The following is a 23,295-nucleotide window of genomic DNA, read 5'->3' as shown; positions in this document are numbered from 1 at the left end:
GCAGTCCCACTTCCCACTTCTTAATTCTCACGTCCCATTTCCGATATTTTCCCATCACAAAAAGAGCTTTAACGGCATAAGGTTAAAGCTCTGAATTTACTTTATATCTGATCCATCAAGTCAATTCAGTACTGGCCCGTTATAAAAAGTGCTGTCCGGACCCCCGTAAATCGTTTCCCGGCAGTCGTCACAAATAGTCGTCAAAAAAAAAGTTTCCTCCTGACCGCCGCCTGTTTTCATTATATCTTGGGGCTCTATACCCGTCAAGCCGGACACCGCGGCGTCAGACAACCGGGCCGGAAGTTCAACTTCTTCAATTATTGCGTCACAGTAATCACAAACATACAGCAGCTTCAAATTCCGGCCTCCTTCACCCAATAATATCCCCTTTTAAGACTGTTTTTAACCTTATTTTCTATTATATTCATTCATAGCCCGTTCCACACCGTGCCTGACCAAACAATATACAGCCTCAACAGCCAGCGCGATTGAATGCTCGATAACCTTGGCGTCCTCCCCGCTGATGCGGCCCAGGACATAATCAGCGCCGTCAAAACCCGGCTCCGCCGGCCTGCCGATGCCGATTCTCACCCTGGTAATGATGTCATTTCCCAGCGCCTCAATAATAGACTGCATTCCTTTATGCCCGCCGGAACCACCTTCGGAGCGAATGCGCAGTTTACCCAGCGGCAGGTCCATATCGTCATAAATGATTATCAGGTCCGCTGCTGTCAGCCTGTAATATCTGGACAGCGCGCCAACCGCCCCGCCGCTCAGGTTCATATAGGTCTGGGGCTTTGCCAGCACTACTTTTTCAGAATCTATCTGAGCCTGGCCGACCAGAGTCTTGAACATTGTTTTCTTTATGTCCAGGCCTAGTTTTTGAGCCAGGTTGTCAATCACCATAAAACCGACATTATGCCTGGTTGCGGCATATTCCCTGCCCGGGTTACCCAGGCCTACTATTAGTTTCAAAAACGGCACCTCCCAACTATCTCCACCTATTTTACCCCAGCGGCACTAACTTTGGTAGTGGGTAGTCGGAAGTGAGAAGTGAGAAGTGGGATTGAAAGATAGTTACAAGGGTCAAAAATCTCCAATAAATACAGAATATTACGACGCATGATAAGGTCCATGGCCCAATAGGAATACGTATATACTCACGTCCCACGGCTAACGGCCCACAGCCCAATTTCCACGTCTCACGGCCCATATCACACTTCCCACGTCACTTATCTTCTTCCTTCGCCTCCTCAGTTACTTTCTCTTCCTTGGCCTCGCCGGCTGTTCCTGTTTCAGCCGCAGCTTTTGCCGCTGTTGAAACGCTTACGACAGGAGTACGGTGTTCTTCTAAAATCCTTACCTCCTGCGGCAGGATCAGGTCTGCGACAGTAATGGCATCACCGATGCCCAGGCTGGAAATGTCCACATTTATAGCATCTGGGATTTTTGTAGCCAGGCATTCAACCTCGGCCCTGCGCAGCTGCAGGTTTAAAACACCCCCCTCGTCTACGCCCGGGGCCGAGCCAACCAGGTGGATCGGAACAGCGGCATGCACCTTGTCTTTTAAAGAAATCTGGTGAAAATCAACATGTATTAACTCCCGGCGCACCGGATCCCGCTGAATTGCTTTAACCAGCACCTTGCACTTCCGGGTTTTTCCGTTTTCTTTTATTCTCATGTTAATTAAAGCGTTAGAACCGGCTTCTTCAAGGATTTTTTTCAGGTCCCTGCCATCCACAGCAATTGAAATGCTGCCCAGGTTTTTGCCATAAACAATAGCGGGAATCAATCCCTTTTCCCTCAACTGATGGTTGCTGCCGCCCGTTTTTTCAAGCCTTACACTGCCTACCAATTCTGATTCCATTAAAACCAAGCCCCCTTTTAAGTTTTATTATTCCCTTTATTTGTCATAAACATTCTGCAGGCGGCATATGAATTAGCTAAATAACCTATTGGAATTTAAGGGGGGCCAGAAGATGCGGAAAAGCAAACGGTTTGCCTCCATGCCTGTGATCAGCCTGGAGGAGGGACAGCATATCGGGATTGTCAAAGAACTTGTAATTGATCCCGCCGGTAAAAGGGTGGCGGCGCTGATCATAGAACAAAAAGGTTGGTTTAAGGAGCAGCGGTTTATTCCCTATGCCAAAGTTCACAGCGTTGGCGCAGACGCCATCACCATTGAAAAATCCTCCGGGGTGCAGAAAGCGGCCGGGCTGCCGGAAATCGTGAAGCTGCACAGGGAAAAAATAAAAATAGCCGGCGCCAGGCTCGTTGCCGAAAATGGAACTGTGCTGGGCAACGTCGATGAATATTATGTTGATATTGAAACCGGAACTATCGCGGGGCTGGAGTTTTCAGGCAACGTTATCAACAGCGTGATCAAAGGAAGGGCTTTTTTAGATATTGCCTATGTCCGCACTATGGGTAAAGAAGTAATTGTGGTCACCAATGAGGCGGTGGAAAATGCTTTCAAACTGGACGGAGGGCTCCAGGAAACTATTAAAAATGTCCGGGAAAGCACAGGCCACCTCTGGGAAAGCACCATGCAAAAAACCAGGGAATTTGGCACAAGTTTAAATAAGTCCCTGGAAAAGGTGAAGAAAGAAATAAAGCGGATGGACCTTGACGACAGCGAGATCTTCGAGGATATAGATGACGGGAAAGGACCCGCAGTCTCTAAACCGGTTGAAACAAACCTTGAAACTAAAAAAAAGCCCCCCCTGCCTCCCGCTGACATCAGCGAACACAGGGATAATGTCCCTCCGCCCACCCCTTAAAATACCAGCTTTTTAATGTTTAAATTAAACGCCCGGGAAAGCAAACAGCTACCCGGGTGTTTTATTTTTCTTTAATCTGTCTATAATTTACAGCATAGGGATGTTTCATCCCTTAAATCTTGCGGTTTAGCCGCTTGGAGAGAGGTACTGATAGTATGTGCTAGAAGAACAGCTCCCGGCATGATTGTGCTGGTGGTAATTTTAACCATAGCCCTGTCGCCTTTGGCCTTATATACCCGGGAGCAGGAACACCGGTGCGCAAATGCTGCCGGTTCCAGATCATTAACTTATACCGTCAAAGAAGGTGATACTCTTTATGATATTGCCGGAAATCACCGGATAGAGTTGTCTGAACTGATGAAAGCAAACAACCTGACAGGCAGCCTGATCCTGCCCGGTGACACGCTGGTCCTGCCTTCGGAAAAGACAACACCTGTTTCTTTGTCCCGCGGCATAATCCCTGGCGGTATATCAGAGGAAGAACTTATCCTGCTGGCCCGGCTGATTCACGCTGAGGCCAGGGGCGAGAGCTTTCTCGGGCAGGTTGCGGTCGGCGCCGTAATTATGAACCGGCTGGCCAGCCCGCACTTTCCCAAAACAATAACAAAAGTGATTTACCAGAGGAGCAGTCAGGTATACCAGTTTTCTCCGGTTGCCGACGGCTCCATCAACCTGGAACCGGACGAAAAGGCTGTGCAAGCCGCCCTGCGGGCGTTGAACGGTGAAGACCCCACCGGCGGGGCGCTGTTTTTTTATAACCCCGACCTCAGCAGGGACAGTTGGATCCGTTCACTGCCGGTAATAACCAGGATCGGAAACCATGTTTTCGCAACATGCGTATAACCAAAAGAGACTGCCGGGACAAACCGGCAGCCTCTCCGATTATCGACAAATATATGCAATAAGTAACACTAAGTCCATGGTGTTGAAACAAGCTGCTCCATTGCGTAGCGTCGGTTCAAGGAAATGGGGACACATCTCTATTTGGAGCCTGCCTCTGGGGACGAGCTATGTCCCCATAATTAGTCAAACAGCTTGCTGACAGAAAGGTCTTCGTGGATGCGGATAATCGCCTCGCCCAGCAGCGGGGCGACAGAAAGGATCTTGATCTTGTCAATCAGCTTCTCCTTGGGCACAGGTATGGTATTGGTTATGATTACTTCTTTAATCGGGGATTCTGTCAGCCGCTGGATGGCCGGCCCTGACAGCACGGCATGCGTGCAGGCCACGTAAATCTCCTTGGCCCCCCATTTTTTAAGAGCTGCCGCTCCCTGGGTAATGGTTCCTGCCGTGTCGATGATATCATCGAACATAATGACGGTTTTATTGTGTATATCTCCTATAAGCCCAACCACCTCAGCCACGTTCGGCTGCGGCCTGCGCTTATCAATAATCGCGATAGTCGCCCCGATGCGCTGGGCTAAATCCCTGGCCCGGGTCACCCCGCCCAAATCGGGCGACACTACCACAACATCCTGCAGGCCGCTTTGCAGGATATACTCGGCCAGGATGGGAACTCCCGGCAAATGGTCCACAGGTATATCAAAGAAACCCTGGATCTGGCCGGCGTGCAGGTCCATGGTAAGCACCCGCCTGGCGCCGGCGGAGGTGACAAGGTTGGCTATCAGCTTGGCTGTGATAGGGTCCCGCGCCCTGGACTTGCGGTCCTGCCGGGCATACCCGTAGTAAGGCATTACAGCGGTAATACGTCTGGCTGAGGCGCGCCGCACCGCGTCAATTAAAATTAAAAGCTCCATGATGTTTTCATTGATGGGTGTGCAGGTCGGCTGAATAATATACACGTCAGCTCCCCTGACACTCTCGTTGATGGTAACCTGGATTTCGCCGTCGCTGAAGCGCGTGACCTTGGCCGACCCCACAGAGACACCCAGATACCTGGCTATTTCTTCAGCGAGTTCGGGGTTGGCGTTGCCGGTGAAAATCCTCAGCCTGTTACTAGATGACATTTTAAGTTTACCTCCAAATCTGACTCATGAAACTACAATAATCGCTCTACTTATCTTTTTCCCGGTCTGCCCAATTCAGTACATTTTTTTGTTTTGCTCTTTCAACACCCAGGGCGCCGGCGGGAACATCCTTGGTAATGGTGGATCCAGCGCCTGTAACCGCTCCCGCTCCAATGTTCACCGGGGCGACCAGGTTGGTGTTGCTGCCGATAAAGGCGCCGTCGCCGATGCGAGTGGGCCACTTATTGTGCCCGTCATAATTGCAGGTAATTGTACCCGCGCCTATATTAACGTTCCTGCCGATCGTCGCGTCGCCCACATAACTTAAGTGAGGAACTTTGCTGCCTTCTCCAATCGTAGATTTTTTAATTTCTGAGAAATTCCCCACTTTTACGCCCCGGGCTAATTCCGTGCCGGGCCTGAGGTAAGCAAAGGGGCCGATACTGCAGAGATCTCCCATACTGCTTTCAGTAACCAGGGAGTTTTGAATAGATACACCGTTTCCTACCACTGAGTTAATGAGGCGGGTATTCGGGCCGATAACACAGTCCTCCCCTATTATCGTATCCCCCTCGATAAAAGTAAACGGGTAAATTACTGTATCCCTGCCCACCCGGACTTGTTTGTCCACAAAAGTGGAAAGAGGGTCAATAATAGTTACACCTGAAAGCATCAATTCATTTAGAATTCGCCCGCGCATATGCTTTTCAGCTTCAGCCAGCTGCACCCGGTCGTTAATGCCCATGATCTCTATGGGGTCATCCAGCCTCACCGCGCCTACCCGGCGCCCCTCACTGATATACATTTCCAGGATATCTGTCAGGTAATATTCTCCCTGGGCATTGTTGGGGGCAAGTCTGTTGAGGGCTTCAAAAAGCCCGGCAGCCGCAAAACAGTAAATACCGGTATTAATTTCCCGGATCTGCTTTTCTTCCGGGGCAGCGTCTTTTTGTTCAACTATTTTTACCAGATCCCCCCGGTCATTCCGGACAACCCGGCCGTAACCCGCCGGATCAGCGACTGTCGCAGTCAGTACCGTAGCATCAGATCCCGCTTCGGTATGGCTGTGATAAAGGTCCAGCAGGGTTGAGGCCTCTATCAGCGGCGTATCGCCGCACAGGACCAGGATCTCCCCCTGGAAACTGCTTAAATAAGGGGCGGCCTGCATCAGCGCATGTGCTGTACCGAGCTGCTCTTCCTGCAGGGCAACCTGCGCCCGGCCTGCAACCTCACTGGTTACCCGATCGGCGCCGTGCCCTACCACCACAATTGTTTTTTTCACCCCCGCGGCGGCAACAGCATTAATGACATGTGAGATCATTGTATCGCCGCAAATCTTATGCAGCACCTTGGGCAGTTTTGACTTCATCCGCGTGCCTTTGCCGGCAGCAAGAATAACCGTCGCCAGATTCATCCGGCGACCTCCTTTGTTAACATAGTTTTTTGACTGCAAACATCAGGAAACCAGCCGTTAAAACTTTCCGGCCGGCGTGCTACTTTTATATAACTTTGTATTATTAGATAACACGATCAAATCTATTCAACATAAAACTCAGATTTCCTTTTATTCTTAAACAAAAAGAGAGCTTAACGCTCTCAGGTATAATTCTAAATTAAATAGCCTCAGCGTAGGCTTGTAATACAGCATTCTGAATCACTTCACGGGCCATAGAAGTGATTGGGTGTGCTATGTCGCGAAATTCCCCGTCCGGGGTCTTTCTGCTCGGCATTGCTACGAACAATCCATTTTGACCCTCCACTACCTTAACATCATGAATAACGAATGAATCGTCAAAAGTTACCGAAACTATGGCTTTCATTTTTCCTTCACTTAAAACTTTGCGCACTCGTACATCAGTGACAGTCAGTTAAAATCACCACCTTCCCCAGTATGGCAACGCCCTATAATTGTTACTTTCTGCAGCACTTGTCAAATTCCTTCTTATTTCCAAGAATTTAAGAAAATTTTTCCTTAATTATGAAATAATTTCCGCCGCATAACCAATCCCTGCAAGTGAGGTTATAATTTGTTCAAGATGATCCCTGTTTCTTGTCTCCAGCGCCAGGATAACTTCTGCTTGTTTTAAGGGTATGCCTGGTTTGATCCGGTCGTGCGAAACCGAAATTACATTAGCCCGCGCCTCTGCCACAGCCCCCAGCAGCCTGCGCAGGTTGCCCGGCTGGTCCGTTACCATTACACGCAGGCGCGCGTAACGTCCTGTCTTGATCAGCCCGCGCTCGATAATTATGGACAGAATGTTCACATCTATATTTCCCCCGCTAAGCAGGACGACGGTTTTTGCTGACTTCAGCCCGGTCTTCTTATGGATCAGGGCAGCCAGGCCAACCGCCCCCGCCCCTTCAACCATTATTTTGGATCGTTCCAAAAGCATCAGGACTGAGCTGGCAATTTCCTCATCATCAACAGTAAACATTTCATCGACATGCTTTTTTATAATTGAAAAGGCCAGATCCCCGGGCTGTCTGACAGCTATACCGTCCGCAAAAGTGCAGGTATGCCGGCATCCGGTCAGTTTGCCTTCTTTAAATGACAGGAACATGGACGGCGCACCCAGGGCCTGAACTCCGATGATACGCACGCTTGGCTTAATCTTTTTGATCACAAAGGCTATACCGGCAATCAGGCCCCCGCCGCCGACCGGCGCCAGGATTGCCTCTATTTCGGGCAGTTGTTCCAGCAGTTCGAGCGCTATTGTACCCTGGCCGGCAATTACCTCAGGGTCATTGAAACTATGCACCAGGACAGCCCCGCTCTTAGCCTGCAGTTCAACCGCGTATTGAAAAGCCTCGTCATAACCTCCTCCGGCCAGGATTACCTCAGCGCCGTAACCGCGTGTAGCCATCACTTTGGAGATGGGCGCCCCTTCAGGCATTATCACAGTGCACCGCAGGCCCGCCCTGCCGGCGGCATAAGCGACACCCTGGGCGTGGTTGCCGGCGGAAGCGGCAATGACGCCGCGCGTGCGCTCCTCTTCAGACAGGCTCATGATCTTGTTATAAGCCCCGCGGATTTTAAAGGAACCTGTTTTCTGCATGTTTTCAAGCTTTAGAAACACTGTGTTGCCGGTCAGCGCGCTGAAGGTAACAGAGTGGTCCAGAGGAGTCAGGGTGGCCACTCCGGCCAGCTGCCTTTTCGCTTCTTCTATCTTTTCAAGGCTTAACACATCTGCCGTCACGCAAACATCCTCCCCCTGCTCCGGGGCTGCTGGGCTGACCTTTATTTTTCCAGAAGTAGTATTTAGCTGGCACAATTTTTTTATGCGGGGCTGATATTCTTCCTGTAGATTGTATAGCTCCTGCTTTTTCTGACGCCGTCAAGGTTATTAATAATGGTATTCATCATGGCATTGTTTTCAGCGATCAGAGAGAGTTCAAGTGCTGCAATGCCGCGGGCGCGGGCCCGCCGGACGCATTCCATGATTAAGGCCGCTTCGATGCCCTTAAACCGGTACTCCGGCAATACCGCCAGGATCGCCAGCCTGGCGTTCAGATCGCTGGCCTGGCTTATAAAAACATTTCTTCGCACAGGGCACATTGCCAGGCAGATGCCTGCCGGCGCGCCGTTAACTTCGGCAAAAAGGATTAAGCGGGGGTCAAAAAGGTTCTTCAGCTTTTTCCAGATAGCGGCGCCTTCAAGCGGGGAAAGGTGCGCGTAACCCCATATCTCATGCATCGAACCGTTGTGAATCAGTGAAAATGCTTCACCCTCCCGGTTAAGGTTGTTGAAGTCTATCTCTCTGATCCTGATCCCTTTTGATTTTGAGGCCCGCTGGGCGACCCTGGCCAATCTTCCCGGCGCCTGCCTGCGCAAATCGTAATGGTAGGCGTTAAGGTTTATTTCTTTTTCCAGGCCGCATTGGTCTAATAGCGATGGATAATAAGCATGGTTATAAGGCATGCCGGGATTGTGGTATCCTCCAAAGCCCTCGATTAAAAGCCCCAAACGTTCGTGAGGGCTTAAATCCACCGGGCCGATCATCTTTTTTTTCCCTCTGTTGGAGAGCCAGCTGGCCGCTGCTTCCACCAGGCCGCCGGCGACAGCGGCATCCTGCAAAGTTTCGAAAAAGCCAAAAAAACCTGCTTCAGTGTCCGCAAGCGCGTGGTTGACGCTTGCGGCTATCCTGCCCAGCACCCGGCCTTTCCTTACCGCCAGAAAAGGCATTGCTTCCACCCTTTCAAACAGGGGGTCGTAATGCGGGTTTGACCGTACGAGAACTGGAAAAGGCGGGGCCATATAAAAATTCCGGTAAATCTTACGCGGGAAGGAATTAAACGCGTGTACCGCTTCTGGTGATGAAGCCTCTATCACCTCGAAACTCATGAAATCACCCCCGGCTTTTTATTATCAGGTTATGACTTTTTTGCCGGGTCTGATTACAATTACAAAAAAAATAAAAAACATCAGGCCTATGACGCGGCATGATGTTTGATTAATATATTATAAGTTCAACTATTAGATTATTAAAACTAGCTGCTCATCATTTTTGTCGCCAGTTCATAATCACCGGGCTTATCCACATCCACACCAATTTCAGGGTGTTTTGAAGTAACCACAACCCCCTTAATTCCGCCCAGCAGTTGAGATACTTTTTCCTCGGCTTCACGGATGGTCAGGGTCCTCATCAGGAACTTTATTACAAAGCCCAGGCCCAACAAGCGGCATAGTCTCAGCGGGCTTTTACGCAGGTTGATAATCTTTTGGCCGTTCTCAACACATTTTTGAAAAACCGCCGGGTTAATAATAAAAATATTGCCCCCGGTGAAGACACCTTCCTTTAATCTAACATAAGTCCGCCTGGTGGCCGGAAACTTATTCTCGACAACCTGTTTGCTCAGGACAGGGTAATACAGATCCCCGGACATATCTCCGCAAATTTCAAGAAAATTATCAACCGCTTCCGGTGTCAGCATTGGAATATCGGATGTGGCAAGCAGCACCCTTTTTTCCCTGTTAAGCAATTTAAGCCCGGCGCCTATATTCTCCAGCATGCCCCCGGGGGAATGCGCGACGGATACCCTTTCATTATTCACCAGGGCGGAAAGCTCTTTAACAGGTCCTATAACCAGTATCCTGCCGATATTTTGTGCCTTTAACAACGCCCCCACCACGTGTTCCACCATGGTCTTGGAACCAACCGGTATTAACGCTTCATAGCGGGCCGGACTGCATTCCTTTAAAAGGCCGTTATTAGGGCTCCCGGCCAGGACAACGGCGTCTACCATTAAGCTTCTTCCTCCCTGATCGCGTTCAAAAGGTTTTGCTCAGCGTTTTCCATGTGTTCACTGGCAAGCCTGTGGGCGAGGTCAACATCGCGGTCACATATAGCTTCAATCATCTTTTTGTGTTCATCCACAGCAATTTTAAGACGGCCGGGCACCGATAAGGAAGTCAGCCTGAACCTGTTGATCTGTTCCTGGAGGTGGGTAATAATCTGAATCAGGCGGTGGTTGCGGGATGCCCGGTAAATCAAATCATGGAATGCCGAGTCTGCTTTTACCACCGTTAAAATGTCTTCCTCACCGCTGATCTTAATTACGGCCTTTTCCAGCTGATCCATCTCTTCTTCTGTGATCCGCTCGGCCGCCAAACCAGCGGCAAGTCCCTCAAGAGCAGCTCTGACTTCAAAAACATCGGCAATGTCTTTAATAGACACTCCAGCGACATAAGCTCCCTTGCGGGGTACCATCACCACAAAGCCTTCCAGTTCCAGTTTGCGGATGGCTTCCCGTACAGGTGTGCGGCTGACGCCCATTTCTTCCGCCAGCTGGATTTCCATTAGACGTTCTCCTGGCCTTAACTTACCAAGGATGATTGCCTCCCGGAGGGACTCGAAAACCATCTCCCGCAGGGGCTTGTAGTTATCCAACTTAATAGGCACTAATCTTGGTTGTTCCATTTTTGTCCCCCCACCAAAAAAATTCAATGCAAAAAACTATGTTTATTTTAACTCCCTGCGCCTTTTCCCGCAAGTGCCGCCTGTTATTCCGTGTTAAATACACTGGTTACCAGCAGTTTTTCGTCAGTTTTTTTATAGCGGGCGGCAACTGACCGGGCAGAGGCAAGATCAGGGGTCAGTCCAAAAACAGTAGGACCGCTGCCGGACATAAGTGAGCCGGCAGCACCCGCCTCAATTAGTTTTTCCTTAATTCTGGTCAGCTCAGGGTGCATCCTGGTTGTAACAGACTCGAGAGCATTCGCCAAACAGCGGGCGATGCCCAAAATATTATTAGCCCGGATGGCCTCGACCATGGCCTGGTTATCCGGCCTTTCTACCGCCGGCCCGAACCTGAAAGCCTGGTACACCGAACCTGTTGATACACTAAAAGGTGGTTTGACCAGGACCAGTCCCAGCGGCGGGCAGGGCGGCAGGCGAAAAACTTGTTCTCCTTTTCCCCGGGCCAACGCGGTACCACCCAACAGGCAGAACGGGACATCCGCGCCCAGTTGTTCTCCGAGCACGATCAATTCTGACATAGAGAGACCAATTCCCCAGATTTGATTCAAAGCTTTAAGTGTTGCCGCGGCGTCCGCCGACCCCCCCCCCAAACCGGCTGCCACCGGAATATTCTTGATAAGCCTGACCTTAACCCCGGACCGGACACAGCCCCGCGAGCGCAAGAGCTCTGCGGCGCGGTAGACCAGATTATCCGCACCGGGTGAAAGATCCATGCCTTCAATAGTGATTACAATATCTTTCTCTGCCGGACTGAATTCCAAAGTGTCATGCAGTTCAACCGACTGCATCACCATCTCAACCTCGTGGTATCCATCCGGCCTTTTCCCAAGGACATCCAGGGTAAGGTTCACTTTAGCCCTGGCCAGGAATTTTATAGCCATAAGTTTCCTCCGTATCTTTCCAGTATTAGTTAGCCGTTTAAATTAAAAATCCTTTATTACCAGAAATTTAAATAATCGATAATGAGAATGCCCTCATAAGATAAAAAAATGGCTTTTCAGGGAAGGAGGAAATTTAAACAGACAATGAAAAGGGCTTCAGGCAGCCACATTTTAGTCAACCTCTACACTAGAAGGCTTGCTTATTTCGAGGGCGACCGCCAGGTTAACCTGTACCCTGTCGGAGTGGGCAAGGCCGCCACGCCGACACCTACCGGCAGCTATGTTGTGGTGGTAAAAATAGTGCAGCCCGGGGGTATGCTTGGCACCCGCTGGATGGGCCTGTCCATACCCGGCGGCAATTACGGCATCCACGGCACCAATAATCCTTCGTCCATCGGCGGTTATGTTTCAAACGGATGCATCAGGATGTACAATCATGATGTCGAAGCACTGTTCCCAAAGGTCTCCATAGGCACACCGGTTGAAATTATCAAGGGTACTGCCGGGTCAAAACAAGTCAATCTACAGGGCAACCCGGGTGCAGGATCAAAAATCCATGTGGTCCAGGCAGGAGAAAACCTCTGGGCAATAGCCGCCAGGTATGATACAGATCTCAGCCTCCTGTTGGAAACCAATAAAATCAGCAACCCGGAAATTATTTACCCAGGCCGGCAGATAATCATACCAACTGAGATGTGAGTCGTGGGACGTGGGTATATTCTGCATTCCTTTTGGGTCGTGGGATGTTAGACGTGGGAAGTGGGTATATCCTGCATTCCTTAGGGGTCTTAGACGGTTGACAATATCTCAATCTCACGTCCTATTTCCCACTTCTCACGGCCACGTCCACATGGTATTTCCTGCATTCCTCTTGAGATCTTTGACCCTTGAGGCTCTCTTTCATTCCCACGTCTCACGTCTTACGGCCCACGTCCATTTTTTACGTCTATTTTTTACCATCGCCTAATAAGATCCATTCTAGATAGTATTGTGGAGATGGTGATAAATTGGGCGGTATTGTACTGCTGGGACTAATCGCGGGGCTTGGAACATGCCTGGGCGCTTTGCTGGTGACATCGTGCGGGCGCCTGCGCCCGGGCACGCTGTCTTTGCTGCTGGGTTTTGCGGCAGGGATAATGGCTGCCGTTATTATCTTCGACCTTCTGCCTTCATCCTTACGTTATGGCAGTCTCCCTCTGGCCTGCGCGGGCTTTTGCGCGGGGACCGGCCTGATGTACGCTCTGGATTTGTGGCTTAACACCCTGTCACCCTCCTTTATTAATAAAAAAGGGTACTATCTTAAAATGGGCTATCTGATTTCCACCGGTATCGCCCTGCATGATTTTCCCGAGGGGCTGGCTATCGCGGCCGGTTTCGCCGCCGCGGACAAACTTGGGCCGCTGCTGGTACTGGCCATCGGTATTCATAATATCCCGGAAGGGATGGCGACAGCGGCGCCCTTAAAGATCGGCGGGCTGAGCGCCAGGCGGGTCCTTGCGATTAACGCGCTGATCAGCCTGGTTACTCCACTGGGTGTTTTTGTGGGACAGGTACTGGTGGAGTCCTCCCGGACCTTTATCGGCCTCCTCCTCTCCTTTGCCGCCGGAGCTATGACCTATATCGTCCTGCACGAACTAGTCCCTGAATCACGGCGCAACAGCAAACCTCTCGCCCACTTCGGCATAATCTGGGGCCTGTTATTAATCCTGACCCTTAACCTCATTGCTTGAGTATCAGCCAGGCCCCCCCGGCCATCATCAGAGTGCCCAGCAAATTGTATAAGCTGAAGGGTATTTTATGCATGCCGAACAGCCCGAAGTGATCCACAAGACCCGCAGTGAGTACCTGCCCGAGAATAATAGCGGTTGTTGCCGGCGCTACCCCAACTTTGGGGATGCTCAGGACAACACTGTAAATAATCAAAACTCCCAGCACACCGCCTGTATAGGAATACCAGGGCGCCTGAAAAAAATCAGCCATACAGCCTCTGCCTGTCCTGCAGATAAAAAGAAGTATGGCCGTCAGCAGGAGTCCTGTAAGGTGTACAATAAATGTGGATTCCCATAAACCAATCACTTTACCCAGAGCGGAATTAACTGTTCCCTGGACAGCCATGGCAATTCCGGAAACAGCGGCTATCAACAGGGGCCAGACCTCTAACCGCATACACAAAACCTCCTTTTTTTTATTCTTTCCGCCTGGACTTTCCTTATTCCGCATCCGGATAGGCCAAAGTCCATGGTGTTGTAACAAGCCGCCGCCGCAACACCATGGACTGCTTTGTCCACAGAATGAAATATGGGTACAAACTCCTGCAGGCCGTCAGCCCTGTAACAGATTACCACATCAATACATAAAATGATTCTAAAGAGTGCCAGAATAAAGTGTTCTAAAACAAATTGCCGGTGTTGAAAATGATGTTTAAATCTGGAGGTGATTCTTTGAAAAAAGTGTTTAATCCCATGCTATTTTTAATGTCTTACGCCCCTGATGTGGAAAAAAACATGGAGATTATCATGTCCATATTACAGGCGACAACGGAATCGCTAAAAAACATAAAAAGCGGCATTGATAATTTTCACACTTCTGTTTTACGAGTTGCCAGCGTAATGCCCAATTCACCCCTTAACCAGAAGCAGCCTGCCAGCGTTTCTGAACCGGTGACCGGACCCGTACCCTCCGGGGACGCGGTTTCTGCCGATCCTGCCTTGCAGATTCAGATGCCGCCCCAAAACAGCATGGAGTAGCTGCTTATAACCCAACATGGCAAGGTCCTAATAAAAAACCGGGCGCCTATTTTGAGGCGCCTAATATTTTGGTCGTAGGTCGTAGGCCGTGGGCTGTAGGTATATCCTGCATTCCTCCCGGGTCTGACTTACTAAACTTTCATGCAAACCTACGCCATATGCCCATTAGCATACGGCTTAATTTGCCTACGTCTTACGGCCTGTAGCTTACGTCTTATTCAGGCCTTCTTCCGTTCTTCCAGCTGATCCCACTTCATAATTTTTGGGGGTTCCCTTTTTACTGCTTTATCTTCCACCTGCGTTTTCTGAACGGTGCTTTCAGGCGCAGCAGGCAAGGGAGATCCTGGTGATGCAGGCGGCATGACAGAACCTGCTTCCGGTTTGGCTGCTGCCTTTGAACCTGAACTTAAAAGACCCGCCATTAGATTGATCAGGCTGCCTAAATCAACATTCTGCCCCAAAACGCTTAATAAATTCAAAAGAGAGGACATGTTTATACCCTGCCCCGCAGTCGAGTTTCCAGCGCCCTGGCCTCCCAGCGCCTTCATCAGTGTACCCATCATATTTTCCAATGCCGGGCCTACCGCTGGCGCCGCTCCAGGCGCCGCGGCCGCCGGCGCAGGACCCTGCACCAGTGCCGGCAGCGCCGGCAGCGAGACCGGCACTGGCAGGGAGAAATTCGATTTAACCCCGTAACGGCGGCCCAACAGGCTTAAAATACTCATTAAATTTACCGAGTTGATGTAAATAAGCATTGTTTCCTGATCCAGCCCATACTTGGATGACTGCTCCAAAAGCCTGATTACATGTTCCCCCGGCATGACTTCACCCTTAATTTCTTCCGCCAAACAGATCACTCCTTGCTTTTTACAATAAACCCGGAATATTGGGGAGATTTAAGCCGCCAGTGATTTTAACAACTTCTGTTTTGATCATATCTTTTGAAGCTGTAATTGCCTTGTTAAACGCGCTTGCAGTCATGATTTGCAGTGCCGCGATATTGTCCGGACTCAGCGCGGCGGGATCAAATGAAACATTTAAAACCTCCTGGGAGCCATTCATCACAATTTTAACAGCTCCCTCTCCTTCACTGGTCTCGATTGTCATACTTTGCAAACCCTGCTGCAGCCTCTGTATTTCAGCCAGGATAGGGCCCATATTCATCTTTTTCTTTCCCTTCCTCTCAATAATGTAAAAAAAATTAAAAGAGTTTTAGGTGTAAAAAGAAAGCTGTTTTGCAACAGCTTTGCAACAGCTTTCTTTTTTCGCTCATTATATAAATATTTAGAACTGACTGGTGGCTAAAGGTGTACATTCCAGCACCACGTCATCGATTTTGACAGTGTTGGTATTGCCTGCCGCCGGGATAAAGGAGAAACGTACCATGGCGCTTTGCACGTTTTGATCGGTAACCGGCGTGACAAACTGGACCATGGTGTAGGCGCCGTCAGGGATACCGGTGCTGTCCAGTCTCTCCGAGCCAATCCCGATCTGGACACCCATACTGTCAAAGAACACAACTTCAGCAGTCAAGTTGAAAGCGCTAACCGCGGTAGCAGCCCCCAATGGATTTACATCTTCAGCCACCCAGAAGCTGAGGCGGTACTGGCGCCCGCTTACTATCCCGCTGGAGGTCATCTGGAACAAAGACCCAGGCAGGGTTGGGTTCAGGATGCCGATTTCAGCCGCATAGGTGCCGGAGTGCGCAAATGTGGTCTGCTGTACGTTGCTGGCGCCCCAGAAAATGGGATGATACGGATCCGCCCACCCCTCCAGGCCGCCGTCCCTGAGCCGGGTGCCGGCCGGGCAAACTTTCGGGCTCGGGCAGACCTGCACAAATATCTGACGGTCCTCAGAAACCTTGGCGGTAACCTGGACTACAGAAGTCTGGTGCAGCCGGCTGGCCCGCGGCAGTTCCCAGTTAATGTCCACATCGATGTTATGAAACTGGATAAACACATCATCCCTGTTTTTAACCTTGATCATTCTGCTCAGTTCCTGCAATTTGGTGAACTGAAGGTCTTCGGCAAAGTGTTTGACCTCATTATTCTTATTCACATAGAATATTTGTTTATGGATGGTGCCGCTGACAATAACCTTTTTTACATAAACTTCTCTCTCCGGGCTTACTGTGGGAACTAATACAATATCACCGGATGCAAGCTGGTCGACAAACACCGGCGTACCCTGCAGGTCCCGGACAGATGCGGTGATATGATCTACTTTCAATGCTAGTTCCGGCAGGGTGATGGTACTGTCCACCACTTGTTCAATATCCACTGCTTCAATAACTACCGGAACCTTGATTTCAATGCACTGAACCGGCTGGGTCTCACTGAAGAAAAACTGTGAAGGAACGGGCATGCTAATTAAACCTCCTTTAAAATTTATTAACCCATAGCGGGGCAGGGTATCTTGATTACCTGGCCGACGCTTATTACATCCGGGTTGGTGATATCAGGATTTATATCCAATATCATCTGAACAGTAACCCTGTTGGCAGCCGCAATCGAGCTGAGGGTGTCGCCTGCCCTAACTGTATATTCAGTTGGCGGGCATGGTGACGGAGTCACGGTCGGCACCGCGGCCGGCGTATATACATAAGGCTGGGACATTTCCCAAACTGTGGCTGTAACCCTTAATACCACTTCCGTGTGCAGGTCTGTGTTGACCTGATCTACATTGACATACTCCGGCTCAACTTTTACTTTTACATTCATACCATGCTTGGCGCCTTCAACCACTACGAATGTACGGAAATTAAGACGCTGGTGCAGGGCGTGGACAGCCTGGTCAGGGCATTCACCAACATAAACGACCTCCACATCGACTGTGCCTCTGATCAATACTTTGCCACTTAGAATATTGGTTTCTGTAACCTCGGTACTATCGACCCTGGTTTCCAGGACCTTCGTAACATCGGGTTTTGACTCGGGAACTTCGGTGGTTTCTCTTAGGACCACCTGGGTTTCACCGGACCCGATCTCTTGTTCAACTTTAAGCCGGATCCTCTCATAACCCTCTTCGTCTTCAAGCTCAGTCGGCACATCTCTCAAGGTCCTGGTTTCTGTTACAAAAACAGTAAGTTTGATAATTACATCCGCAAACAGAGCGGGATCAACAATCAGGCCAACATCAGCGCTTTCCACCTCGGCGTATGCCTGGACATTCATCCCCGCCTCGGCTTCGGGGACCTCCACAAATTCGCTGAACTTTATGGTGTGGTGCAGGTCGTGAACTGACTGCTCGGGTTCCATGGCAACATACAGCACCTGGAGCCTGACCTCTCCCTCAACAATAACCTTGTTGGCAATCACTCTTTTATCAGTAATTACGACTCTAGCCTCGGTGTTTAAAATTCTTTCCGCATCTGGTTTTTCCTCAGGCATGTCAAACCTGTCGCTGACAATAACCTGCTTGGTTTCCTTTTCGCCGATCAGGTGCTCCACTGTGATGTCCTGTGTTTCCAGTGCTTTGTTGCCGGCGGGTGTTTCTGTGAGGACTTCCAGTTCGTCAACATCGGTAACCTTAACAAAAACACTGAGCACAGCCGCAACATCAAACTTACGAGGGTTTCTGGAACTCGGTGTCAGGCTCACATCCTCCACTGTAAACTCGACATCATAGTCATCCCCTGGCCCGGCGCCCGTCACGTCTAAAGAGGTGGTAAAGTTTACATTGTCATGAAAAAAGTTGACAGACTGCTCCGGCTTAAAGGCAACATACGTCACCTGTAAGGTCAAGGTCCCATTGACAATAACCTTATTTGGAACAATGCTGACATCTCTTACTTTGGCCTTGGCTTCCTTGGACAGGATCTTTTCCACGTCCGGCTTGGCTTCCGGAACTTCGATCTGTCCCCTGACTACGGCCTGGACTCTATTTTCACCCTGAACCATATGGACTTTAAGCCGCTCGGTTTCAGCCATACTTAATCCTCCTTTCAAAACTTTTCTATACTAATATATGAGTGTGATACGAAAAAGTACCAAAAAGTGTAGCCAACCATGCAAAAAACAAAAAAAGAGGACCTAAGTCCTCTTCCTTATATTACTAATTAAACCTTTTTTGTTAATTGTGATATGTTTTTGCCATTTTTTTACCCGGTAAACATTTGAACAAACATTTTGCCGTAAGGACCGCCGCTCACCACACCAATCCCCACTTTAGTGTAGTTGGTGTTGAGAATGTTGGCACGGTGCCCGGACGAATTCATCAGGTTGGTATGAGCGCTTTGTACCGTGCCCGCCCCCGCCAGGTTCTCTCCGGCATAGCTGTACCGGACCCCGTACGACTTCATCATGTCAAAAGGCGACCCGTAAGTGGGAGAGGTATGGCTGAAATAGCCCTTGTCAATCATATCCTGAGCTTTCATTCTGGCCAGTTTGACCAGAGTCATATCTATTTGCAGGGGTTTTAACCCCGCGCTGGTGCGTTCCTGGTTGACCAGGTTAAACATGGTCTGCTCGTCCGCGCTCAACCCGCTGTTAGTCTGGGTTGGTGTTGTTGGTGTTGTTGGTGTCGTTGGTGTTGTTGGTGTCGTTGGTGTTGTTGGTGTAGTCGTCGTTGTTGTCAGGGGCTTGATAAACATCTGAACAAACATCTTGCCGTAAGGACCGCCGCTCACTACACCAATTCCCACTTTAGTGTAGTTGGTGTTGAGAATGTTGGCACGGTGTCCTGACGAATTCATCAGGTTGGTATGGGCGCTCTGTACCGTGCCTGCCCCCGCCAGGTTCTCCCCGGCATAGCTGTACCGGACCCCGTACGACTTCATCATGTCAAAAGGCGACCCGTAAGTGGGAGAGGTATGGCTGAAATAGCCCTTGTCAATCATATCCTGAGCTTTCAGCCGGGCTAACTTAACCAGGGTCATGTCTATCTGCAGAGGTTTTAATCCCGCTTTGGCACGTTCCTGGTTGATCAGGTTAAACATGGTCTGCTCGTCCACGTTCAAACCACTTGTTGTGGTTGTCGGTGTGGTTGTCGGTGTGGTTGTCGGAGTAGTGGCAACGGTTTTTTGTCCGCCGGTAAACATCTGCACAACAATCTTTCTGGAACCCTGGGTAACAATTCCCAAACCAACCCTGTCAAAATTCTTGCTGAGTATGTTTGCCCGGTGACCGCTGGAAGACATCAAGGCACTGTGGGCCGAACTCACCGAAGATGCTTTGGCCAGGTTTTCGCCGGCGTAGAGGTACTGAATACCAGCTTTCTTCAACATGTCAAAGGCTGAACCGTAAGTGGGTGAAGTATGGCTGAAATAGTTGTTGGTAGCCATATCCATAGCTTTGGCCCGGGCCAGGCTCGAGAGGGTCGCGTCATACACCAGGGGATCAAGTCCGGCGCTGCTTCTGGCCTGGTTAATCAGGCTCAGCATCTGCTGCTCGTCCGCTGTGGCCGCAGCGGACGCGTTGGCAGGGGCCATGAAGCCTAAAGATAAAAAGCACAGAAAAAGGAAAATGGTAACAATGAAACCAGTCGTAATACTCTTCGAACGGAATCTCATAACACTTCCCCTTTCTTTTTTAGCCTCCGGAGTTAGCTGACGGGTTCGGTAAAAGACAACCCTACCGTTTGGGTGGTTGGTGGTTGGTGGTTAGTGGTTGGTGGATAGAAGGAATTCGCTAAAGCGAATTCCAACAAGCAGCCCAACGACCAACGTCCAACGACAAACGACCAAATGGATTCACCCCTGAAATTGGGCCCTCCGTACCTAAGTGATTTTAGGATTCGGCTTTTTTTTGATTAAGCAACCAGTTGCTGAATTCGGAAAAAGCAAAGCTTGTACAAAGGTAATTTTTGTACAAGCCTAATATAACCGTAAATAGTTCAGTCTGGCAAAGCCGGTAAATTTAACGGATATGGGATATTATAAACAGAACTGGCCGTGTTCTAGTGGAAATTAGATTTCACTTAAAATTAGTGAAGGGTGTTAAATATTAACAATCTAAATTTTCAATCCTTTTTTAGCTACAGCGGCATCTATCTGCACCAGTTTCAGCAGTATTTTCGCTTCTTGGGCGGCACAGCCTGAAAGCAGCAGCCTGGCCTGCCCCTGGACGATTAATTTTTGCAGAGCCTGGATAACATAAATTTCAAGTGTTTTCCCTGGGGCGGGGCTGTCCTCACCCAGCCCCAGGGCTGCCAGGAAACCATTATTATACCCGAGGGTGCTGCCCTCGGAATAGCCTTTTTCATACCCAGACTCAAACCCCAGGCAGTACCCCTGGTGATAGCCTGTATTCCTGCCTGACCGGTAAGCCTCTTCTTCCGCCTTTTTTCTGTCTGCCAGGGTTTCTTGCTCATCCTGCGGACCATAGGCCGCACCTAACTCAAGGTCCCCTGAAATATTTTTACCCATGGTCACCGCCCTTTCCGACTGTTTATTCTTTTAGCAGCAAGGCTTAAATAAGGCCCGGGAGACAAGCCCGGGGGTTTTTCAATATACTTGTGCCGCATTTTAAGACCGCCACTTTTTAATATAATCCGGCGCGTAAAAAACCGCACCCAGCCCTTCTGTCAGAACCAGGCATTCCAGACCATCAATTTCTTCCACGAAACAGGTTAATATAAACAGTTTCTTTTTCAACCCCTTGCAAAACCTTTTTAAAAAAAGTTCATCGAGGTTATAAAGCTCCCCCCATGTTTGACAGATGCCTTCCATCACAAGGGAAAATCTCCCGTCTTTCTGTTTCTTTATTTCAATATTTACAGGTGTTTTACGGGTTAAGCCGGTTAATTCCCTAATCCCTTCCAGATAATGGCGGGCTGTTTTTATAGCCTCATCCCTGTTTTTAAATCTGGGGCCGATTACAGGGATATTTTCTCCAAGAAAAGTTAAAGCAATGTCTCCTGAGACTATGGGCCGGTACATCATAACTAAAACTCTATATTCAGGCGGTTAATAACATTGCTGATCCTGTTAAACACTGTCAGCTTATCTGAGCCTGCAAACAACAGGCCCACGACTTCCTGGCCCTCGTTCAGGACCAGAGCACCGCTGTCGCCAGGCTGAGAATTCATATCTGATACAACCTGATCAGAAAACCATACTTTCTCCTCTTCTTCCATTTCCACCTGTAAAGTTGTACCGGTAGATTTAACCACACCCCTGGTAATACCTGTAGTCCTGCCGCTTTTTACCACCTTGTCACCTGGTTTAACCTCCGCAACCCCCCGCATTTCACCAACTTCCAGAATACTGGCCATGGCCAGACTGGAAGAATCAAGTTTGGCCAGAGCGCAGTCAACCGTATTTTCACCCTTAAACCGCTTATAAAAGCGCACCTCGTAATCCTTTTTAACCAGGTTGAGAAGCCTGGTGCCGCCATTGGCCATAGCCAGCGCCACCGGGCATTCTGATTTGGACACATGTTTTTCTATAGGAACATAACGGTACAGTGTACCCACCCGGTCTTCCATTTTACCGCCGTCATAAGGACCTGGCTGCAGAATAGGATCGCCTATTTTAGCCCTGGGTTTCTGCAGGCTTGATCCATTGGCCAGCACATGATTATTGGAGAGTATCATTAATTCCTTGGTGGCCTTGTCTTTAACTATAGCGCCCAGCGTGCCGGCAGTAGATTTGTAATGTCCGATACTCACACCCGGATGGCAGGGCCTTTCGCGCCTGGTTCGCACATCAAGCATCTTAACCACACCGATTTCCACCACATCGGTAGCCAGGCCGTTGATTTTCTCAGGCACAATATGGCCCCTGGTAAGATCAGCGGAGGGTATTTTTTTTTCAACATAAACCACAAATGCCGGTTCGCCTGTACTTTTGTCTCCAATATGTTTGTAACCAATCCCGACACCAACAACATTTTGGAGGCCAAGCAGTTTTCCCCGGGTCTTTTTCAGCGCCCTGAAATATCGATCCATAAGCAAATCCCCCTTTTAAATTGGGGACATTCTTAGCCGGGGGCGCTCCTCCGACAATGATATGTCCCCTTAGCCGTTGTCCCCATTCCAAAGTCCTACAACATCATATGCAGGACCCTAAAAAGGGGTACTTGGCCTAATAAGGGGATTTTGGTATGCCCATACGGTATTTGCCGCGGGTTTCCATACCGCCGATACCGTTAAAGCCGGTGATCGTCCCGGCAATAATGTCTTTAATGGAAATAGGGTCATAAATGGAAGTATAAGCTATTTTTTCAACCACAAACACCGGGTCGTAAGCGTGGATCATAACACGCTGGGGTGAACTCGCGAAGTTTGCGCCCGCGTTCAGGATGGCCTCGTAATGCGACTGGCACGCGCCAGCGAAAATAACCAGGTCATCCCTGCTTTTTTCATATTGGCGGGCAGCTTTAACTGCTTCAACAAAATAACTTGACGAATAGTAATTGCTGATGTCACTGAAGTCAGTCTTGCCCTTGATGAACCCGTCATGTCCGGTCAGCACCAGCAGGTCCGGGGCGTGTTTTTTCAGCAGGGACTCCACCACTTTGGGCTGCTGTTCTTCTTCAATATTGTAGCCGTTGGCCGGTATGCTAAGCTGTTTATATGTGGTTAAACAAAGATCCAGGTAATCGGCGTCCCCGTCAATATGCAAAACTGCCCCCGGCACATCGAAGCCGTCCAGGTTATTGGGATTGTTTTTATCGTTTTCTCCCTGTTTCGCCGCCCTGCCTAAAATGAACTCCCTGTCCTTCTGCCGCCTTGCGAAAATACGGCCCATATGTTCATTGCTTTTAATCGTATGCTCCCGCAGGTAAAAGGCCAGTTCACTTGATTCTATTTTTACCAGGTCTTCCAAAGGGGCATTGGCGTAAAGCCTGTAGTGAATGCCTTTGAGCAGGCAGTGTTTTTTCCCGACGTTATCTTTAACTAAATCCATAACTTTGAAGAAAATATCCTTGTTATAAGATTTTCTGCCAACCACATCTCCTACTTTTATCTCTCCCATTATTAAAACCCCTTGTTTTTTTCTA

The 23,295-nt window shown here is 49.5% G+C and carries 26 protein-coding genes and 1 riboswitch; of the genes, 5 read left to right on the top strand and 21 right to left on the bottom strand.

The window, feature by feature from the left end:
- Positions 1-120 precede the first annotated feature (120 nt).
- The 3 genes from Pmgp_RS05760 to Pmgp_RS05750 all read right to left on the bottom strand — a co-directional run bounded on the left by Pmgp_RS05760 (position 121) and on the right by Pmgp_RS05750 (position 1,867).
- On the bottom strand, positions 121-357 hold the full coding sequence (locus tag Pmgp_RS05760) for an anti-sigma-F factor Fin (RefSeq protein ID WP_192902803.1): 237 nt from the start codon (positions 355-357) through the stop codon (positions 121-123).
- Between the two features lie 51 nt (positions 358-408).
- On the bottom strand, positions 409-975 hold the full coding sequence (gene pth / locus Pmgp_RS05755) for an aminoacyl-tRNA hydrolase (RefSeq protein ID WP_134213017.1): 567 nt from the start codon (positions 973-975) through the stop codon (positions 409-411).
- A gap of 253 nt (positions 976-1,228) precedes the next feature.
- Entirely contained in the window at positions 1,229-1,867 is a 639-nt protein-coding gene (locus Pmgp_RS05750; protein WP_134213016.1) for a 50S ribosomal protein L25, read from the bottom strand.
- A 112-nt stretch (positions 1,868-1,979) separates the two neighbouring features.
- Between Pmgp_RS05750 and Pmgp_RS05745 the strand changes: the two genes are divergently transcribed.
- Both Pmgp_RS05745 and Pmgp_RS05740 read left to right on the top strand, forming a co-directional pair.
- Positions 1,980-2,780 (top strand): PRC-barrel domain-containing protein, encoded by an 801-nt coding sequence (locus Pmgp_RS05745; RefSeq protein WP_134213015.1) that lies wholly within the window; start codon positions 1,980-1,982, stop codon positions 2,778-2,780.
- A gap of 180 nt (positions 2,781-2,960) precedes the next feature.
- Positions 2,961-3,623: a cell wall hydrolase gene (locus tag Pmgp_RS05740; protein WP_134213014.1), complete on the top strand. Its 663-nt coding sequence runs from the start codon at positions 2,961-2,963 to the stop codon at positions 3,621-3,623.
- Between the two features lie 179 nt (positions 3,624-3,802).
- On the opposite strand, the gene Pmgp_RS05735 is transcribed toward Pmgp_RS05740, so the two are convergent.
- From Pmgp_RS05735 to ispE, 8 genes are all read right to left on the bottom strand, one after another.
- A complete protein-coding gene (locus Pmgp_RS05735; RefSeq protein WP_134213013.1) occupies positions 3,803-4,747 on the bottom strand; it encodes a ribose-phosphate diphosphokinase in 945 nt (314 codons plus the stop codon).
- 46 nt (positions 4,748-4,793) lie between these two features.
- On the bottom strand, positions 4,794-6,161 hold the full coding sequence (glmU, locus tag Pmgp_RS05730) for a bifunctional UDP-N-acetylglucosamine diphosphorylase/glucosamine-1-phosphate N-acetyltransferase GlmU (protein WP_134213012.1): 1,368 nt from the start codon (positions 6,159-6,161) through the stop codon (positions 4,794-4,796).
- A gap of 199 nt (positions 6,162-6,360) precedes the next feature.
- Complete coding sequence (gene spoVG / locus Pmgp_RS05725; protein ID WP_134213011.1) at positions 6,361-6,615, bottom strand: septation regulator SpoVG; 255 nt, start codon at positions 6,613-6,615, stop codon at positions 6,361-6,363.
- Between the two features lie 108 nt (positions 6,616-6,723).
- The gene (ilvA, locus tag Pmgp_RS05720; protein ID WP_134213010.1) at positions 6,724-7,944 is read right to left on the bottom strand and encodes a threonine ammonia-lyase; all 1,221 of its coding nucleotides are present in this window, start codon (positions 7,942-7,944) and stop codon (positions 6,724-6,726) included.
- An 80-nt stretch (positions 7,945-8,024) separates the two neighbouring features.
- On the bottom strand, positions 8,025-9,089 hold the full coding sequence (locus Pmgp_RS05715) for a GNAT family N-acetyltransferase (RefSeq protein WP_134213009.1): 1,065 nt from the start codon (positions 9,087-9,089) through the stop codon (positions 8,025-8,027).
- Between the two features lie 146 nt (positions 9,090-9,235).
- Positions 9,236-9,991, bottom strand: coding sequence for a nucleotidyltransferase family protein (locus Pmgp_RS05710; protein ID WP_134213008.1), 756 nt, complete (start codon positions 9,989-9,991; stop codon positions 9,236-9,238).
- The gene (locus Pmgp_RS05705) at positions 9,991-10,665 is read right to left on the bottom strand and encodes a GntR family transcriptional regulator (protein WP_134213007.1); all 675 of its coding nucleotides are present in this window, start codon (positions 10,663-10,665) and stop codon (positions 9,991-9,993) included. Before Pmgp_RS05705 ends, Pmgp_RS05710 begins: the two co-directional genes overlap by 1 nt.
- Before the next feature lie 83 nt (positions 10,666-10,748).
- The gene (gene ispE / locus Pmgp_RS05700; RefSeq protein WP_134213006.1) at positions 10,749-11,606 is read right to left on the bottom strand and encodes a 4-(cytidine 5'-diphospho)-2-C-methyl-D-erythritol kinase; all 858 of its coding nucleotides are present in this window, start codon (positions 11,604-11,606) and stop codon (positions 10,749-10,751) included.
- Between the two features lie 144 nt (positions 11,607-11,750).
- On the opposite strand from ispE, the gene Pmgp_RS05695 reads away from it, so the two are divergent.
- Together Pmgp_RS05695 and Pmgp_RS05690 are read left to right on the top strand one after the other, a co-directional pair.
- Positions 11,751-12,305: a L,D-transpeptidase family protein gene (locus Pmgp_RS05695; protein WP_134213005.1), complete on the top strand. Its 555-nt coding sequence runs from the start codon at positions 11,751-11,753 to the stop codon at positions 12,303-12,305.
- Positions 12,306-12,613: 308 nt separating this feature from the next.
- Complete coding sequence (locus Pmgp_RS05690) at positions 12,614-13,336, top strand: ZIP family metal transporter (protein WP_134213004.1); 723 nt, start codon at positions 12,614-12,616, stop codon at positions 13,334-13,336.
- On the opposite strand, the gene Pmgp_RS05685 is transcribed toward Pmgp_RS05690, so the two are convergent.
- On the bottom strand, positions 13,326-13,772 hold the full coding sequence (locus Pmgp_RS05685; protein ID WP_134213003.1) for a DMT family transporter: 447 nt from the start codon (positions 13,770-13,772) through the stop codon (positions 13,326-13,328). The genes Pmgp_RS05690 and Pmgp_RS05685 overlap by 11 nt on opposite strands.
- 275 nt (positions 13,773-14,047) lie before the next feature.
- Here Pmgp_RS05685 and Pmgp_RS05680 point away from each other — a divergent pair, with 275 nt between their 5' ends.
- Positions 14,048-14,353 carry a hypothetical protein gene (locus tag Pmgp_RS05680; protein ID WP_134213002.1) on the top strand — a complete coding sequence of 102 codons (306 nt, stop codon included), beginning with the start codon at positions 14,048-14,050 and terminating at the stop codon, positions 14,351-14,353.
- Between the two features lie 218 nt (positions 14,354-14,571).
- Here the strand turns inward: Pmgp_RS05680 and Pmgp_RS05675 are convergent, their stop codons facing one another.
- The 9 genes from Pmgp_RS05675 to yabG form a co-directional block, all read right to left on the bottom strand.
- Positions 14,572-15,201, bottom strand: coding sequence for a hypothetical protein (locus Pmgp_RS05675; RefSeq protein WP_134213001.1), 630 nt, complete (start codon positions 15,199-15,201; stop codon positions 14,572-14,574).
- 19 nt (positions 15,202-15,220) lie between these two features.
- Positions 15,221-15,517, bottom strand: coding sequence for a YbaB/EbfC family nucleoid-associated protein (locus Pmgp_RS05670; RefSeq protein ID WP_134213000.1), 297 nt, complete (start codon positions 15,515-15,517; stop codon positions 15,221-15,223).
- Between the two features lie 120 nt (positions 15,518-15,637).
- A complete protein-coding gene (locus Pmgp_RS05665) occupies positions 15,638-16,717 on the bottom strand; it encodes an SPOCS domain-containing protein (RefSeq protein ID WP_134212999.1) in 1,080 nt (359 codons plus the stop codon).
- A 26-nt stretch (positions 16,718-16,743) separates the two neighbouring features.
- Positions 16,744-18,282 (bottom strand): DUF3794 and LysM peptidoglycan-binding domain-containing protein, encoded by a 1,539-nt coding sequence (locus tag Pmgp_RS05660; protein ID WP_134212998.1) that lies wholly within the window; start codon positions 18,280-18,282, stop codon positions 16,744-16,746.
- 170 nt (positions 18,283-18,452) lie between these two features.
- Positions 18,453-19,862: a CAP domain-containing protein gene (locus tag Pmgp_RS20205; RefSeq protein ID WP_243119742.1), complete on the bottom strand. Its 1,410-nt coding sequence runs from the start codon at positions 19,860-19,862 to the stop codon at positions 18,453-18,455.
- Between the two features lie 5 nt (positions 19,863-19,867).
- Positions 19,868-20,102: riboswitch (cyclic di-AMP (ydaO/yuaA leader) on the bottom strand.
- 201 nt (positions 20,103-20,303) lie between these two features.
- The gene (locus Pmgp_RS05645) at positions 20,304-20,717 is read right to left on the bottom strand and encodes a FliH/SctL family protein (protein ID WP_134212997.1); all 414 of its coding nucleotides are present in this window, start codon (positions 20,715-20,717) and stop codon (positions 20,304-20,306) included.
- A 99-nt stretch (positions 20,718-20,816) separates the two neighbouring features.
- Positions 20,817-21,233 (bottom strand): hypothetical protein, encoded by a 417-nt coding sequence (locus Pmgp_RS05640; protein ID WP_134212996.1) that lies wholly within the window; start codon positions 21,231-21,233, stop codon positions 20,817-20,819.
- A 2-nt stretch (positions 21,234-21,235) separates the two neighbouring features.
- Positions 21,236-22,240, bottom strand: coding sequence for a chymotrypsin family serine protease (locus Pmgp_RS05635; RefSeq protein WP_134212995.1), 1,005 nt, complete (start codon positions 22,238-22,240; stop codon positions 21,236-21,238).
- Positions 22,241-22,376: 136 nt separating this feature from the next.
- The gene (gene yabG / locus Pmgp_RS05630) at positions 22,377-23,270 is read right to left on the bottom strand and encodes a sporulation peptidase YabG (RefSeq protein WP_134212994.1); all 894 of its coding nucleotides are present in this window, start codon (positions 23,268-23,270) and stop codon (positions 22,377-22,379) included.
- Positions 23,271-23,295 lie beyond the last annotated feature (25 nt).

The sequence above is a fragment of the Pelotomaculum propionicicum genome (genome assembly GCF_004369225.1).
GTDB lineage: Bacteria > Bacillota > Desulfotomaculia > Desulfotomaculales > Pelotomaculaceae > Pelotomaculum_B > Pelotomaculum_B propionicicum.
Note: the sequence above shows the minus strand (reverse complement) of the source record. Positions and strands in the feature narration are given on the sequence as shown.